Origin of the sequence: Acinetobacter kookii (assembly GCF_900096895.1) — a bacterium.
Classification (GTDB): Bacteria; Pseudomonadota; Gammaproteobacteria; order Pseudomonadales; family Moraxellaceae; genus Acinetobacter; species Acinetobacter kookii.
Genome location: NZ_FMYO01000015.1, coordinates 1 through 15,561, shown reverse-complemented (window position 1 = coordinate 15,561; position 15,561 = coordinate 1). Strand labels below are relative to the sequence as shown.

At 42.5% G+C, this 15,561-nt stretch carries 14 protein-coding genes; 8 read left to right on the top strand and 6 right to left on the bottom strand.

Annotation, left to right across the window (positions count from 1 at the left end; genetic code table 11):
* Positions 1-70: 70 nt before the first annotated feature.
* A complete protein-coding gene (gene guaD, locus BLP85_RS14155) occupies positions 71-1,387 on the bottom strand; it encodes a guanine deaminase (protein ID WP_092820931.1) in 1,317 nt (438 codons plus the stop codon).
* A gap of 215 nt (positions 1,388-1,602) precedes the next feature.
* Positions 1,603-2,559, bottom strand: coding sequence for a TerC family protein (locus tag BLP85_RS14150; protein WP_092820930.1), 957 nt, complete (start codon positions 2,557-2,559; stop codon positions 1,603-1,605).
* A gap of 379 nt (positions 2,560-2,938) precedes the next feature.
* Between BLP85_RS14150 and BLP85_RS14145 the strand changes: the two genes are divergently transcribed.
* Positions 2,939-3,223 carry a GNAT family N-acetyltransferase gene (locus tag BLP85_RS14145; RefSeq protein ID WP_092820929.1) on the top strand — a complete coding sequence of 95 codons (285 nt, stop codon included), beginning with the start codon at positions 2,939-2,941 and terminating at the stop codon, positions 3,221-3,223.
* A 54-nt stretch (positions 3,224-3,277) separates the two neighbouring features.
* Here BLP85_RS14145 and BLP85_RS14140 read toward each other — a convergent pair whose 3' ends face one another.
* Both BLP85_RS14140 and BLP85_RS14135 read right to left on the bottom strand, forming a co-directional pair.
* Complete coding sequence (locus BLP85_RS14140) at positions 3,278-4,363, bottom strand: zinc-dependent alcohol dehydrogenase family protein (protein WP_092820928.1); 1,086 nt, start codon at positions 4,361-4,363, stop codon at positions 3,278-3,280.
* Between the two features lie 358 nt (positions 4,364-4,721).
* Positions 4,722-5,054, bottom strand: coding sequence for a hypothetical protein (locus tag BLP85_RS14135; RefSeq protein WP_092820927.1), 333 nt, complete (start codon positions 5,052-5,054; stop codon positions 4,722-4,724).
* A 219-nt stretch (positions 5,055-5,273) separates the two neighbouring features.
* Here BLP85_RS14135 and BLP85_RS14130 point away from each other — a divergent pair, with 219 nt between their 5' ends.
* A complete protein-coding gene (locus BLP85_RS14130; protein ID WP_092820926.1) occupies positions 5,274-5,747 on the top strand; it encodes a BLUF domain-containing protein in 474 nt (157 codons plus the stop codon).
* A 62-nt stretch (positions 5,748-5,809) separates the two neighbouring features.
* Here BLP85_RS14130 and mpl read toward each other — a convergent pair whose 3' ends face one another.
* Positions 5,810-7,174, bottom strand: coding sequence for a UDP-N-acetylmuramate:L-alanyl-gamma-D-glutamyl-meso-diaminopimelate ligase (gene mpl / locus BLP85_RS14125; protein ID WP_092820925.1), 1,365 nt, complete (start codon positions 7,172-7,174; stop codon positions 5,810-5,812).
* 256 nt (positions 7,175-7,430) lie between these two features.
* On the opposite strand from mpl, the gene BLP85_RS14120 reads away from it, so the two are divergent.
* From BLP85_RS14120 to BLP85_RS14105, 4 genes are all read left to right on the top strand, one after another.
* Positions 7,431-7,769 (top strand): DMT family protein, encoded by a 339-nt coding sequence (locus BLP85_RS14120; RefSeq protein WP_092820924.1) that lies wholly within the window; start codon positions 7,431-7,433, stop codon positions 7,767-7,769.
* 179 nt (positions 7,770-7,948) lie between these two features.
* Positions 7,949-8,461: a 5-(carboxyamino)imidazole ribonucleotide mutase gene (gene purE / locus BLP85_RS14115; protein ID WP_092820923.1), complete on the top strand. Its 513-nt coding sequence runs from the start codon at positions 7,949-7,951 to the stop codon at positions 8,459-8,461.
* A 27-nt stretch (positions 8,462-8,488) separates the two neighbouring features.
* Positions 8,489-9,610: a 5-(carboxyamino)imidazole ribonucleotide synthase gene (locus BLP85_RS14110; protein ID WP_092820922.1), complete on the top strand. Its 1,122-nt coding sequence runs from the start codon at positions 8,489-8,491 to the stop codon at positions 9,608-9,610.
* Positions 9,611-10,272: 662 nt separating this feature from the next.
* Positions 10,273-11,559: a lytic murein transglycosylase gene (locus tag BLP85_RS14105; RefSeq protein WP_092820920.1), complete on the top strand. Its 1,287-nt coding sequence runs from the start codon at positions 10,273-10,275 to the stop codon at positions 11,557-11,559.
* Between the two features lie 98 nt (positions 11,560-11,657).
* On the opposite strand, the gene BLP85_RS14100 is transcribed toward BLP85_RS14105, so the two are convergent.
* Positions 11,658-12,785, bottom strand: a complete 1,128-nt coding sequence (locus BLP85_RS14100) for an anhydro-N-acetylmuramic acid kinase (protein WP_092820918.1) — start codon at positions 12,783-12,785, stop codon at positions 11,658-11,660.
* A 63-nt stretch (positions 12,786-12,848) separates the two neighbouring features.
* On the opposite strand from BLP85_RS14100, the gene tyrS reads away from it, so the two are divergent.
* Both tyrS and BLP85_RS14090 read left to right on the top strand, forming a co-directional pair.
* A complete protein-coding gene (tyrS, locus tag BLP85_RS14095; RefSeq protein WP_165493288.1) occupies positions 12,849-14,081 on the top strand; it encodes a tyrosine--tRNA ligase in 1,233 nt (410 codons plus the stop codon).
* A gap of 529 nt (positions 14,082-14,610) precedes the next feature.
* The gene (locus BLP85_RS14090; protein ID WP_092820916.1) at positions 14,611-14,904 is read left to right on the top strand and encodes a hypothetical protein; all 294 of its coding nucleotides are present in this window, start codon (positions 14,611-14,613) and stop codon (positions 14,902-14,904) included.
* Positions 14,905-15,561 lie beyond the last annotated feature (657 nt).

Below are 15,561 nucleotides of genomic sequence, written 5' to 3'. Positions count from 1 at the left end.
CAGTAAAAATGCACACACCAGGGCAATTCCACTCCACACAATGATCTTTTTAGCGGATTTTTTCCTCACTTCACTTTTTGACATAGGCTGCTGCTCCATAAATATAGGTGGCATGAATATTACGGTCATCGCCCATGGTCATCAGAGCAAACAAAGCATCTTCAATGCTTTTAGCATGTTCCTGACGCAGTGCCTGCAGTGCAGTGGCTTTTAAATCCAGCACAATAAAATCGGCTTCTTTGCCCAGGTTAAAGTTACCCAGTTTATCCTCCAGATCCAAGGCTTTGGCGCCGCCCAAGGTCGCGTGATACAGAGACTCGAATGCCGAGAGTTTATCGCCCTGAAGCTGCTGTACTTTATAGGCTTCATTCAAGCTTTGCAGTTGGCTGAAGGACGTGCCTGCGCCAATGTCTGTGCCCAAACCGACTTTGACCTGTTTTTCCCAGGTTTTTTTCAAGGGAAATAAACCACTCCCCAAAAATAGATTTGAGGTCGGACAAAAGGCAATGGCCGAGTCTGTGTCATGCATACAGTCCCACTCGGCATCCTCCAAATGTACGCAGTGGGCAAATATCGAACGCTGCCCGGTTAAACCATAATGGTGATACACATCCAGATAGCCTTTTTGCTCTGGAAATAAATCTTTGACCCAGGCGATTTCATGCTTGTTTTCACTTAAATGGGTATGCACATACACATCGGGATACTCCCCTTTTAGCTGCCCTGCTTTGGCCAGTTGTTCTGGCGTCGAGGTCGGTGCAAAACGTGGGGTAATGGCATACAGGTTGCGGCCTTTGCCATGCCATTTTTCAATCAATGCCTTAGAGTCCTGATAAGCGGTCTCTGGCGTGTCACACAAATCTTCTGGTGCATGACGGTCCATCATCACTTTGCCGGCAATTAAACGCATTTGATACTGTTCTGCGGCTGCAAATAAGGCATCGACCGATTCCGCATGCACGGTACAAAAAACCAAAGCTGTGGTGGTGCCGTTTTTTAATAATTCCTGGACAAAAAACTGCGCGATTTTGTCTGCATAAGCTTTGTCTTTAAACTGCAATTCCGTCGGAAAAGTATAGGTATTCAGCCATTCGAGCAGTTGTTCCCCATAGGCCCCGACCATCTCGGTTTGCGGGAAGTGGATATGGGTATCAATAAAACCCGGCACAATCAGCTTGTCGGGATAATGATGCACTTCAACATCAGCCGGAACATGCTGCTGGCCGCTTTGCCAGTCACCAAACCAGCGAATTTTGCCATTTTCGGCAATCAGTAAACCATCTTCTACATATCGCACTTGGTCGTGAATATCACGCGCTTGGGCAACCGTATTCTGAATATCTAGGAAGCGACCGCGAACCGCCGTCGTTGCAACTACAGAAGACATTGAAAACCTGCAATTTTGAATTTTTTCGATTGATTGTACCTGAAATTTTGCCCTTACACCCGATCGGATGGGTTTCATGCTCTCCCCTGTGCGATGCATGGAGCGGCATGCTCAAGGATGAAAAACTGCATGGATCAATATCCAGTCGCTTGAAAGATGGGAAATAAAAAAGCCCTCCATCGCAACGATGAAAGGCTCGGTCATTTGAGTGAAAATTAAAGTTGCTGTTGCTGCTTGTTGTAGCGAATCGACAGCCATGCGGTAATGGACAGGACAATCACAATAAAGCTCAGCGATATCCAGATTGGCATGTGGAACACATCCAGCATCAGCATTTTAAAACCGATAAACAGTAAAATAACCCCTAGGCCATAAGGCAGGTAATGCATTTTAGAGGCAGCCCCGGCCATTAAGAAGAACATGGCACGTAAGCCTAAAATTGCCATCAGGTTAGCGGTTAACACAATAAAGGGATCGGTGGTGACTGCAAAAATTGCCGGAATAGAATCGACTGCGAAAATGACATCGGAACCTTCAACCAAAACCAGCACTAAAAATAAGGGGGTGGCCCATAACACACCGTTTTGACGCACGAAAAAGTTATGCCCGTCCAGATGCGGCGTAATACGCATATGTTTACGTAACCACTTGAGTAGGGCAATGTTTTCAATATCCGGATTATCTTCATGGCCTTTCAGGAATTTAAAGCCGGTATAGACCAGAAAGGCACCGAAAATGTAGAGAATCCAAGAGAATTCTTGCACGAACCACGCGCCAATAAAGATAAAGATGGTACGTAAAACAATCGCGCCGAGTACGCCATAAAGCAGCACTTTACGCTGTAAGGCAGGAGGGATGGCAAAGGCTGCAAAAATCATTAACCAGACGAATACATTATCAATCGCCAGCGATTTCTCTAACAGATAACCCGCAAAAAACTCCATAGTTTTTTGATTGGCTAAGGCCACACTTGCCGTTTGCTGCAAATACAGCCATAAACCGCCTGCAAACAGGACTGAAACAGTGACCCAGGCCATACTCCAATAGGCGGCTACCTTCACTTTAACGGGCTGGTCTTCGGTGTGTTTAAAACCAATAAAGTCGACAATCAGCATGACTGCTATCATCAAAAAAAAGGCCAGGTACAATCCAGGGTTGCCAATGGATTCCATAAAAATCTCCACATCTGACAACTGGCCATAAAAAAACCTTGACCTGTTGCCAGATGATTTAAAAATCTCTGTCAACATGATCAAGGTCTTGCCTACATCTGAATATCTATATTTTGTAAATTCAGATGCTCAGATACCGACTTTTTGCAAAGTGTAATGACGATATTCTGACACCTGATCTTTGAGTAAGATTAAAAGATCAGGTCTGGAGGAGGCTACTCCCCTTGTTCAACTTAATTTTGTTTTGGATTTCATCCAAATGTGGCTGAAGAATCGCATATTTATGTGAATTGTGCAAATTTTATCTATTCACAATGTTTTAAAATAATCTACTTTTAACGTATTCTGGTTTCAGTCAAATAAAAAGTGAGGACTAGCGATGCAGTTTCAACACCAGGATAATGGCCAACAAGGTGAATTTTTTACTTTGAATGATGCAGGTCAACGAATTGCGGAAATCACTTATATCTGGACTGGTGAGCATAAAATTATCGCCAACCATACTTGGGTGGATGATTGTTTGCGTGGCCAAGGCGTAGCACGAAAATTGCTAGATGTTTTAGTTGAATTTGCCCGTCAAAAACGATTGAAAATTGTGCCCACCTGTTCTTATGTCGATGTGATGTTTAAACGTGATCAGAGTTTGGCAGACGTTGTCGCCTAAGTTTAAAAAGTGATTTAAAAAGCCCAATTTTTTGGGCTTTTTTATGTTTTGAACCTACTGATCCAGATCAATAATAACTTTCATGGCCTTCTGGTCTGCGGCATGTTTAAACACATCATAAGCTTTCTCAAATTCAGCAAATTTAAAATGATGCGATGCCAGTTTTTCCATCGGCAATTTTCCGGAACAGCAGGTTTTAAGGAGCATGTCTGTAGTATTGGCATTCACCAGACCTGTGGTGATGGTCAGGTTTTTAATCCACAACTTGTTGATTTCAAAATTGACCGACTTGCCATGGACCCCGACATTGGCCAGATGCCCGCCTTCTTTCACCACATTTTGACAAATATTCCAGGTGGGTTCTGCACCTACGGCTTCAATGGCGCAATCTACGCCCCTGCCCTCGGTAATGTCCAAAATGCGCTGAATGGCATCTTCTTGAGCTGAATTGATGGTATGGGTTGCACCCAATTCCTTGGCCAGTGCCAAACGGTGATCATCCGTATCGACTGCAATAATGACAGAAGGCGAATAGAATTGTGAGGTCAGCACGCAACCCATCCCGATTGGTCCTGTGCCGATAATGGCAATACTATCACCGGGTTTCACATTGCCATATCGCACGCCAATTTCATGTGAAGTTGGCAGTACATCGGATAAAAACACCGCGACATCTTCATTTAAGCCTTCAGGTAAAAGATAAAGCGAAGTGTCGGCAAAAGGGGTCCGTACATATTCCGCATGCGCACCATCGATCATGTAGCCCATAATCCAGCCTCCGCCATTCTGGCAGTGGGAATATAGTTGCTTTTGGCAGTTCTCACAGATACCGCAGTGGCTAATACAGGAGATAATGACCCGATTGCCTTTCTTGAATTTTTTGACTGCGGAACCGACTTCTTCAACAATACCGATACCTTCATGACCTAAAATACGGCCATTAAACTGTCCGGTTAGGGTTTTGGCATGTTCCTGTATTTCAGGGTTTTTACCTTTCCAGATACCTAAATCGGTACCGCAAATGGTGGTTTTGGTGACTCGGATCACCGCATCATCGGGATTAATAATTTGGGGAATCGGGCGCTCTTCAAAGCGGATATCATTTTCGCCGTAATAGACCATTGCTTTCATTGTTGTCATCAGCTTATTCCTTTGTTATTTCATCTCTTTCACACTATCAAATAAATCTCCTCTTTAAAAAAATTAAAGCAGAATATTTAATTAGAGGAACACTGAATGATGATAGGAAGAAAGAAGTTAATCAGATGCCCTGCCGTATTTATAGGACGTTGAAGTATTGAGCATGAATACGCAGAGTTTGTATATCTAAGCTAGCAATAGTAGTTGACAAAGTCATTACTCAGACAGCTTTGCTTACAGAATGATGTGATTTCAACAAAGCCTGAAATTGTGGGCTTACAGCAATATGTTTAGCTTGATCGGCTCTCATAAAATGTCAGGACAGATTAGACAGATTTTGCCTGTTCTATCTGCCTGATCAATCTCTTAAAACAGATTTATAGGGTTTGGATTTTAACAGGTATTTTTTACGGGACTGGACCAGGTGGGTCAGGGTGACGCCCAGCAAGGCGGTCATCAGCATCATTTCAAGCATTTTATACTGTTCGAGCCACAGAAAAGGCAATGCTAAAATAACCAGACTCAGCATTAAATAAAAATGCTGCTGTACCCAGAATTTAAGCGAGATTCCCAACAGGCAAGATGAAATTGCGATATTCAGCATTTCTTCCACACCGAAGCGGTGTAACACAATAATAAAGCTTAAATAAAGGCACAATAATCCAGTCATGATAAAAACTTTTTTTAACATGCTTATCTCCTAATTTTAGAAAATTGTTTATTTTTTATTTGTTTAACTTTAAGTTAATAGCATCTCATTGAAAAATTAAGCCGTCCTGATCAAATGAGCATGTAAGAATAAAATTACATTTGATTAAAAAAAAATCAATTATAGTATGGGCTTAGGATATTGAGCCGTGAAAGAAAAACGGCCTATTACAAAGTTGCATAAGTCAAAATAGGAATTTTTATGCTGATTCAATTATGTTATGCCAGTAGTCGTGTTGAATCCGGCAATGATCTATTACAGGATTTAAGTGACATTTTAGCGACGGCACGATCTTTTAATCAGGCACATGATATTTATGGCGTGCTTTATTATGCTGAAGGCATTTATTTTCAATGTCTTGAAGGTGAAAAACAGCAGCTGGAAGGCTTATTTTCAAAGATCAGTCAAGATGCTCGCCATCATCAGATTCAGCGTTTTCCTGACCATAGGATTGAGCAGATTCATTTTAAAAAATGGTCGATGAAATATGTTAACCAGCATGGCAAGATCAGCAGATTATTCAAAGCAATAGGTTTGGAGAAATTCCAGCCGCACCAGTTGCATGCTGAGCAAATGAGCAAGTTTCTTCGTTTATTGCTTAAAATGGAAGAAGCCCGGCATGAGGTTCAACCCAGAACCGGTCTGACCAAACGGGGCTATCAAAATTATTTTTAAATAAAAAGCCCACAGGACGTGAGCTTTTTAATATTCTTGGATGAGCAGTTGAAGTGCAACCTCTACGCTTTTAACGCACTAATCAGTTTCTGGTGTAAGCCGCCAAAACCGCCATTTGACATAATCACTACAGCATCGCCCTCGCCTGCTTCTGTGGTCACCGTTTGAATAATGTCATCCAGCGAACGTGCCACCACGGCTTTGTTCGGTGCAGCGTCAATCACGGGCTGTAGATCCCAGTCCAGCCCTTCCGGTTGATACCAGATCACTTCATCGGCCAAACGTGCCGAGTGTGCCAGGCCCTCTTTATGGCTACCCATACGCATGGTATTGGAACGCGGTTCAATAATGGCCCAAAGTTTACGTTCACCCAGGCGTTTGCGTGCGCCGTCCAGCGTAGTTTCAATCGCGGTCGGATGATGGGCAAAGTCGTCATACACCTCAATGCCTTTTACCGTATCCAGCAATTCCATACGGCGTTTTACCCCGCCAAAGTTTGAAAGTGCTTCACATGCAGTTTCAATGGCAACACCTACGTGTTCAGCCGCTGCAATGGTCGCCAGGGCATTGGCCACACTGTGCTGTCCGGTCATATTCCACTGAACGATGCCTTTGACCACACCATTTTCCAGTACCTTAAAGTGCGAGCCATCTGCGGACAGTTGTTCGGCAGAAAGTGATGCTTTGTCATTGGCATCCAACGAAGTGCGAACCACAGGGGTCCAGCAGCCCATTTCCAGAACTTCATCAATATTGCTTTCAGTGATTGGGGCAATAATGCGGCCTTCGCTGGGAATGGTCCGCACCAGGTGATGGAACTGTTTTTGAATCGCGGCCAGATCATCAAAGATATCAGCATGGTCAAATTCAAGGTTATTTAAAATTGCGGTTTTAGGATGATAATGTACAAACTTGGAACGCTTGTCGAAGAAGGCAGAATCATATTCATCGGCTTCTACACAGAAGTATTTACCGCCACCTAAGCGTGCGCTTTCACTAAAACCTAAGGGCACGCCCCCAATCAGGAAACCCGGGTTTAAACCAGCCTGATCCAGTACCCAAGCCAGCATGGTCGTCGTTGTGGTTTTACCATGAGTTCCTGCAACACCCAGCACATGTTTGCCTTGCAAAACATGATCGGCCAAAAATTGCGGACCTGAAATATACGGTAAACCCTCATTTAACATATATTCTACTGCATCAATGCCACGCTTCATGGCATTACCGACAATGACCAGATCCGGATGCGGCTGCAAATGACTGCGGTCATAACCCTGCATCAAGCTGATGCCTGCATTTTCCAGTTGGGTCGACATGGGTGGATAGACGTTTGCATCTGAACCCGTCACCTTATGTCCCAAATCACGCGCCAAGAGTGCCAGCGAGCCCATAAAGGTGCCACAAATACCCAAAATATGCAGATGCATGCGTTTTAACTCCACTGCTTTTTAGACACATCACGTTGTTGTTGGTGGTGTTGTCATGATTTATTCAATTTGAAAGCAACGATATCAAGGGTTTTGCGGAAAAGATAGTCTTTCTTGTATCTATTCCCGGCATTACATCCAGTAGTTTAGGAGGCTTTGGGATCGGGATTTCTCCGAGCTAAAATCAGTCAGGAAATCACATGCTTTTTTATGGTAAAAACGTAAAATATTTGCAGTTATTCCAGATGAACTGACTATGTACTTTGCCCTGCTGCTTTTAATTATTTCCAACTGCTTTATGACATTGGCCTGGTATGGTCATCTTAAATTTTTACATGGTGCGCCAATCTGGCAAGCAATTTTATTTGGCTGGGTAATTGCCCTGCTTGAATATAGCTTTATGATTCCGGCCACTCGCCTGCTTGCCCAACAAGGCTGGGCCGTGGGACAAATGAAGATTACCCAGGAAGTGGTGACCTTGCTGGTGTTTGTGCCTTTTATGATTTTTCTGTTTAAACAGCCTTTTAAACTGGATTATGTGTGGGCAGGGCTGTGTTTGGTGGGCTGTATTTATTTTGTATTCCGTAGCCAGTAAATTGGCCACTGCCCTATTTTCAGTGATTTCTATAAAAAAAATGAAAATATCCGCCTGCTTGTGCTGTTAAATTTTGGTGAGATGAAAAATCAGTCTATAATATCGGGCTTGTGATTCATTTAAAACTTGGCTCTTGTCGAGATTTATCCTTCCTTACATTCGTTTATGGAACATTTGCAATGAATGCGGCTGCTGCAGACACTCAACCTCTCGTTGGAATTATCATGGGTTCCCAATCTGACTGGGCAACTCTGGAACACACTGCCAATATGCTGAAACAGCTTGGCGTCCCATTTGAAGCGGAAGTTGTTTCTGCACACCGTACTCCAGACCGTTTATTTGAATATGCGGAAACAGCGCGTGAGCGTGGCATTCAGGTGATTATTGCCGGTGCTGGCGGTGCAGCGCATCTTCCAGGCATGTGTGCGGCAAAAACCGATTTACCTGTTCTGGGTGTACCGGTGAAATCTTCAATCCTCAACGGTGTAGATTCATTGCTTTCGATCGTGCAAATGCCAGCCGGTATTGCAGTGGGTACCTTGGCAATTGGTCCTGCTGGTGCAACCAATGCCGCCATTATGGCAGCACAGATTTTAGGTCTGACACGTCCTGAAATTGCCAAAAATGTTGCTGAATTCCGCGCTGCGCAAACTGAAAAAGTGGCAAGCAAAAATATTCCTGGTCAAAACTAAAGCCAAGCTTAAAACGGGACACACGTTATGGATAAAACCATCGGTATTTTTGGTGGTGGTCAACTCGGCCGTATGATGGCACAAGCTGCTCTACCGCTGAACATTCAATGTACCTTCTTTGAAGCCAATACAGATTGCCCTTCTGCAGCTTTGGGCCAGGTCATCTCAAGTCAAGCTGAAAATGGTCTGCAAGATTTCATTCACAGTGCAGATGTGTTCAGCCTGGAATTTGAAAATACCCCACTGGAAGATGTGGATGTTTTAACCCAGCAAAAACAATTGCATCCGCCACGTCAGGCTCTGGCAATTGCACAGCATCGTCTGTCTGAAAAAGCCTTGTTTGATGAGCTGGAGATTCCGGTAGCGCCTTATAAAGCGGTTACTTCACTTGAGAGCTTGCAGGCTGCTGTGGCAGAACTTGGTTTACCCATCGTTTTGAAAACCTCACGTGGTGGTTATGACGGTAAAGGCCAGTTTGTTCTTCGTTCAGCCGATCAGATTGATCAGGCTTGGGCAGAACTTGGTCCTGCCGGTGAACTCATTGCAGAAAGTTTTGTGACTTTCTCACGTGAAGTTTCAATTATTGCAGTGCGTGGCCAAAATGGTGATGTGAAAACCTGGCCATTGGCTGAAAATCATCATCACAACGGCATTTTGTCGCATTCGATTGTTCCGGCACCCAACAGTGCCGATTTACAGCCGGTTGCACAAGACTACATCACTCGCCTGCTCAATCATTTGAATTATGTCGGTGTATTGACGCTAGAGCTGTTTGTCACTGACAAAGGCTTGTATGCCAACGAGATGGCACCACGCGTGCATAACTCGGGTCACTGGTCAATTGAAGGTGCTGTTTGCTCGCAGTTTGAAAACCACATTCGTGCGGTGGCTGGCTTGCCATTGGGTTCAACTGAAGTGGTTCGCCCAACGGTAATGATCAATATTATTGGTCAACATCCTAAGTCTGAAGATGTCTTGGCTTTAAATGGTGCTCATTTGCACCTTTACAACAAGACTGAGCGTGAAGGCCGTAAGATTGGCCATATCACCCTGATGCCAAATGACCGTGCTGATCTGACTGCATTATGCCGCGCATTGGCGAAAATTTTGCCAAATCCACTAGCACTTAGCGAAGATATGAGCATTTAAACCCAAGTTTGAATGATAAAAAAGCGGTCATGCCAATGATCGCTTTTTTTATGCCTGCAGTTCGGGCATGATTGCGCCTCTTTTCGAGGAAGATGCCATTTATCGGAACAAGGAAAAAATAATTGTATGTTATTTGTACAATGATTTATAAATAGACTGAATAAAAAACAAACAAATAGAATGGCTCTGTATTTCAGTTTTATTGTTGTAAAACGATGCAGGAATTTTTAAATTCAAAAGATAAAAATAAATTCAAAAATATGAATTTAAATTTAAACTCGTGCATTTGAATTTAAAAAATATGAATTCAAATGGTTTAAGGAGAAATGAATTTAAACTTTTAAATTTAAAAAATAGGATTTTGAATTTAAAGTATTCGCTTTCTAAAACTATAAAAATAGTGGAATTAACTTATCCACAAGCTATTTGAATTTAAAATTTTGCTTTAAATTTAAAATAATAAATTTAAATTCATATTTGCCTGTGTTTTGAATTTAAAAAATCTAAAAATAAAGCCTGTGGATAAAATTTTTAAATTCAAAAGTGAAATATGAATTTAAAATGAAGAAAATGAATTTAAATTTACGATTTGATTCAGAAACGATGTGCTGATGGTGGTATGGTAAAAGCATAATTTAAATTCAAAGATCGTAAAGGATACTATGCAGCGCTTAGCTTTCGTTTTAGGTTCAGTTTTCCTTGCCATGACTCAAGCCAATGCTGAGCTGATTATTAATGGTCAACCTGTCACAGTCACTTCCACGACACCTTCAAATCAAATTTTGACTCCGCGAAATAATTTTCAGCAATGTATTGCTAATTTACGTACTCAGGCTATGAACTCGGGTGTGAGTGGTTCTACCTATGATCGCTATACGCAAAATTTAACCCCCGATTATTCCGTGATTGATAAATTGAATTATCAGCCTGAATTTTCGACTCCGATTTGGGACTATTTATCCGGTCTGGTGGATGAAGAGCGAGTGCAACTCGGGCGTCAAAAATTAGCCCAGCACCGTGATGTGTTGAATCGTGTTGCAGCCACTTATGGAGTGCCGGCTGAAACAGTGGTCGCTGTTTGGGGGGTGGAAAGTAACTTTGGCGATATTTCTGGAAGTTATCCTTTATTGCAGGCTTTGGGTACTTTAAGTTGTGAAGGGCGTCGGCAAGGTTTTTTTCGTGGCGAATTCTTTAGCACCATGCGAATTTTACAACGCGGTGACTTAAGCGAGCAGCAAATGAAAGGCTCATGGGCGGGAGCATTTGGCCATACCCAGTTTATGCCTTCCACCTATGAAGAGCTGGCGGTGGATTTTGATGGTGATGGTCGTCGTGATCTGGTGTCCAGTACCTCAGATGCTCTGGCTTCAACTGCAAATTTTCTGAAAAAGCGTGGCTGGCAAACCGGGCAACCTTGGGGTTTTGAAGTTAAAATCCCTGAAGGCATTTCCATTACCGGGGAAAGCCGTCGCAATAAAAAGGCTTTAAGCAGCTGGGTGAGTCGTGGTGTGGTGCGTGCTGATGGTACAGCGCTCATTCAGGGTAATTTAAGCGAGTCATCTGCTGCGGGCCTTATGGCACCTGCAGGTGCAAATGGGCCGTTATTTCTGGTCTTTAAAAACTTCGATGCTATATATAGTTATAACGCGGCAGAAAGTTATGCATTAGCGATTGCGCATTTGTCCGATCGGCTACAAGGTGGAGGCGGTTTTAGTAAAGCCTGGCCTACCGATGATGCAGGAACATCACGTGCAGAACGTCGTGAAATTCAGCAGTTCCTGATCAATCGCGGTTATGACATTGGCAGCGTAGATGGCCTGATTGGGGATAAAACCCGTCAAGCGATCCGTCAGGAGCAGATTCGTTTGGGTCTTAGTCCAACCGGACGGGCTGGACAACAGATTTTGAATGCTTTTCGTCAGGAAAATGCCAAAAATCTGATGAGGTAAGTGACTCTGTAAAGTATAGAACTAATAAACGTATAGAAATAAAAAAGGTCTGCATCAAGCAGACCTTTTCTATGCTGAAGCTTTGAAACAAAAAATATTTAGACTGCAGTAATACTGCCTAAAATACGATAGCCTGCTGCACCTGTAACTGCAGGCAGATTCCCGCTTTGCTGATTCACAAAACGCATCGCCAGCCAGGCAAAAGCAGTAGCTTCCACCCAGGTTGGGTTCAGTCCTAAATCGGCAGTGGTTTGTACTGTCCATTCGTGTTTGCGTAAACGCCAGCGCAATTGCTCAAGCAGGTTCGAGTTATAGGCTCCGCCACCGCAGACATAGACTTCACCGGTATCCATGTCAGAACGGTAAATGGCTTTTTTAATGGCACGGGTAGTGAGTTTCATTAAGGTTGCCTGAACATTTTCAGGGGTATCTTCTAGCTCGTCATATTCTAGGTCATTACGCCAGTCGAGAATCTGTTCATCCAGCCATTCCAGGTTGAAGTCTTCACGGCCGGTACTTTTCGGGGGTTCTTTGGAGAAAAATTCATGCGCTTGCAAGCGGTCCAGCAGGCTGCGAATCGGTTGTCCGTATGCTGCCCAGTTGCCATTTTCATCATAGGGTTGACCGGTATAGCGGTGACACCAGGCATCCATGAGAATGTTGGCAGGACCGGTGTCAAAACCAAAAACGGCTTCGGGTTTGCCGGCAGGCAGCATGCTGACATTGGCAATCCCGCCCAAATTCAGAATCACACGATGAATGCTGTCATGCTGAAACAGGGCTTGATGAAATGCAGGAACCAGTGGGGCACCTTGACCGCCAGCCGCCATATCGCGACGACGAAAATCTGAAATGACCGGAATTTTTGTCATTTCAGTAATGATGTTGGGATCACCAATTTGCAGGGTAAAACCGTGTTCAGGGCGGTGGCGGATGGTTTGTCCATGCGAACCGATAGCTTTAATTTGGCTACGATCTAAGTTGTTCTTTTCAATGAGCGTATTAATGCCCTGACCAATCATGGTGGCTAAAGCAACGTCAGCTTTGCCCATACGGTCAATTTCATTGTCGCCCGGTAGGGTAAGTGCCATCAGTTCGTCACGAAGATCGGGATCAAAGGGCAAAGTGAGGGTGGCATGAAGCTGTAAGGGATCAAAAGAAGCAGCAACAATATCGACACCATCCATGCTTGTGCCGGTCATTACCCCAATATAGATCGCTGTCATGATTATTCTTAAGCCTGCAATGTGCTGAAAAAGTGTTAGTATATCGCACAAATTGAATAACTGATGTGTTTGGGTTTTGTGATGTCAAATTTCCTGCCGGCTGAAGAACAACTTGCCCTCATTCAACGAGGCACGCATGAAATTATTTCTGAAGAAGATCTTCTGAAGAAATTAAAAGAAAATCGTCCGCTTAAAATTAAAGCGGGTTTTGACCCAACTGCACCTGACTTGCACTTGGGTCATACGGTTCTGATTAACAAATTGAAAGTGTTCCAGGATTTGGGGCATGAAGTTTATTTCCTGATTGGCGACTACACCGCCATGATTGGCGATCCCACAGGTAAAAGCGCGACTCGTCCGCCATTGTCCCGTGAAAAAGTGCTGGAAAATGCAAAAACCTATCAAGAACAAGTATTTAAAATTCTTGATCCGGCTAAAACCAAGGTGGTATTCAACTCTGAATGGTTTGCTCAGAAAACTGCAGCTGATTTAATTCAGCTGGCTTCACAGCAGACTGTAGCGCGTATGCTGGAGCGTGATGACTTTACCAAACGCTACAACAGCCACCAACCGATTGCGATTCATGAATTTTTATATCCATTGGTGCAAGGTTATGACTCGGTCGCACTACATGCTGACGTGGAGCTGGGGGGTACAGACCAGACCTTTAACCTGTTGATGGGGCGTACTTTGCAAGGTCGTTATGACCAGGAAGCACAAGTCTGTATTACGGTACCGATTCTTGAAGGTTTAGATGGCGTGAATAAAATGTCTAAATCTTTGGGTAACTACATTGCCGTGTTTGATGCACCGGGTGCGATGTATCAAAAAGTCCTTTCAATGCCAGACTCTCTGATCGAGCGTTATTTTGATCTGTTAAGCTTCAAGTCGATTGAAGAAATCCAGCAGCTGTTAAAAGAAGTGGCTGAAGGCCGTAATCCGCAAGAAGTGAAAAAGATTCTCGCGCTTGAACTGGTTGAGCGTTTCCACGGTGCAGAAGCTGCGGCAACTGCACATAAAGGTGCGGGTAACCTGATTACTGAAGGTGAATTGCCTGAAGGAACACCTGAGGTGACCATTTCACGTGGGGAATTTGGCGGTGAAATCTTTATTACCTCTATTTTACGTGCTGCGGGTTTAACCAAAAATGCGGCTCAAGCCAAAGATGCGATTGGTCGTGGTGCTGTTAAAGTAGATTGGAATGTGGTTGATGCTAATTTTTCTGTGAAAGAGAACGTGACTTTGATCGTTCAAGCCAGTAAAAAAGCAATTGCAAAAGTGACTTTTATTGATTAAGCATGTGCTAAGCCATTGAAATAAAAGCAGGCTTTAGCCTGCTTTTATTTTTTGTACCGTATATGAATATTTTAAATAAATAAATTCAAAAAAAAGCTTATAAAAACAATACTTAAATTTTTCCAATTGTCTTGATTTTGTCATATTTTATGTTTAAGATTTATCCATCTAGACATTGTGTAGAAAACATATCTAGAGGGTAACTTTATAAGAAAAGCTCCGCAATTTTTAAGTCTCTTCCCCAGGAGACTTTTTTTAAATTTTTGTAGATAACTATAATAATGACACGATGGATCGAATAAAGATTCAACTCCAAGGAAGAGATTTTGGGAGAGATCTCTTCCTTTTTTATTTCCAAATTTTCGTTATTTCTTTTGGCTTTTATTCAATTGCTGCATTTTTCATTTATTTAAAATACAGGTTAGACTGCAGTGTAAGTGCTGAAATTGAATCACCTTATCAGCATGTTCATGATATGAGGTCTCAAAGAAGATCTATAAAAGTTATAAAAAGAGGATAAGTATTATTTATGTACCATTATCAGACTCAAAATATTTTTGACCAGGAAATTGATTTCATTTTACGTTTCCTGTTTGAATACGATTCGCCTGAACAGAAACAACAATCCTTTGCCCAAGCACAAGCCCTGTTTCAGCAATTAGATCTCGCATCACACTATCTTCTGTTTTCCTTAGTCAAAGAACGATTACCACGTCGGGCTAAATTGTTATTTGCTGCTGAAGACTATAGTGGCAAGAAAGAAGTGATTATGGAAGTAATGCGGCACTGGGTGGGGTGTAACTCTCAGGAACATGCAGCTTAATGATGGTTTATATTCTTGTCAGGTATGCTGTAAATATCGAGTTTATTTGTGAGGGAGATAAAGCTATCACGAAATAGCTCGATACTTTCTAACTAAAAAGTTTAGATGGATAAAGAAAGTAAATATAAAAATATTCAGTAGACATTAAATTGAGTGTGCGATCTATAAGTCTGATAGAAAAGTAGGAAATATTGCTCATCTTGTTTAGAGAATTCAGAAAAATTTTGCAGATAAAGATTCATTTTTTAGCTCTTATCTGTTTTTTATGGTTTTTTGATAGCTATCAGGTCTTAAAAAATCGAGCTGTTTATATTTGAAAAGCAATGAATACGGTATTTATTTGATAAAAATGCTCAAAATTTAGATAAAAAAGTGATTTTTTAATAAAATTCGTAGAAAAAAGATACATACGTGAAAAATATAGTGAATTGGGGGTTGCAATGATTCTGAAATCCTCTAGAATGCACCCCATACCGACGAGATAGACGGAAACGAACGAAACGCGAAGCGTTGAGTTGTTAAGTTTATTGAATCCAGCTTCTGGCACTGACGAGGTGTTAGAAAGATCATTAAGAGATTATGAAGAACAACTTGTGTGGATTTTTACTGGTTGATCGATCGAAATTATTTTCATTGATTGATGGTAGAAATTACTCG

What these genes read in the sequence shown, in the direction of transcription:
- BLP85_RS14090 (WP_092820916.1), top strand. Translation starts at nt 14,611, where the DNA reads ATGTACCATTATCAGACTCAAAATATTTTTGACCAGGAAATTGATTTC.
- BLP85_RS14145 (WP_092820929.1), top strand. Translation starts at nt 2,939, where the DNA reads ATGCAGTTTCAACACCAGGATAATGGCCAACAAGGTGAATTTTTTACT.
- BLP85_RS14120 (WP_092820924.1), top strand. Translation starts at nt 7,431, where the DNA reads ATGTACTTTGCCCTGCTGCTTTTAATTATTTCCAACTGCTTTATGACA.
- BLP85_RS14100 (WP_092820918.1), bottom strand. Translation starts at nt 12,785, where the DNA reads ATGACAGCGATCTATATTGGGGTAATGACCGGCACAAGCATGGATGGT.
- mpl (WP_092820925.1), bottom strand. Translation starts at nt 7,174, where the DNA reads ATGCATCTGCATATTTTGGGTATTTGTGGCACCTTTATGGGCTCGCTG.
- BLP85_RS14110 (WP_092820922.1), top strand. Translation starts at nt 8,489, where the DNA reads ATGGATAAAACCATCGGTATTTTTGGTGGTGGTCAACTCGGCCGTATG.
- BLP85_RS14105 (WP_092820920.1), top strand. Translation starts at nt 10,273, where the DNA reads ATGCAGCGCTTAGCTTTCGTTTTAGGTTCAGTTTTCCTTGCCATGACT.
- BLP85_RS14130 (WP_092820926.1), top strand. Translation starts at nt 5,274, where the DNA reads ATGCTGATTCAATTATGTTATGCCAGTAGTCGTGTTGAATCCGGCAAT.
- guaD (WP_092820931.1), bottom strand. Translation starts at nt 1,387, where the DNA reads ATGTCTTCTGTAGTTGCAACGACGGCGGTTCGCGGTCGCTTCCTAGAT.
- tyrS (WP_165493288.1), top strand. Translation starts at nt 12,849, where the DNA reads ATGTGTTTGGGTTTTGTGATGTCAAATTTCCTGCCGGCTGAAGAACAA.
- purE (WP_092820923.1), top strand. Translation starts at nt 7,949, where the DNA reads ATGAATGCGGCTGCTGCAGACACTCAACCTCTCGTTGGAATTATCATG.
- BLP85_RS14150 (WP_092820930.1), bottom strand. Translation starts at nt 2,559, where the DNA reads ATGGAATCCATTGGCAACCCTGGATTGTACCTGGCCTTTTTTTTGATG.
- BLP85_RS14140 (WP_092820928.1), bottom strand. Translation starts at nt 4,363, where the DNA reads ATGACAACAATGAAAGCAATGGTCTATTACGGCGAAAATGATATCCGC.
- BLP85_RS14135 (WP_092820927.1), bottom strand. Translation starts at nt 5,054, where the DNA reads ATGTTAAAAAAAGTTTTTATCATGACTGGATTATTGTGCCTTTATTTA.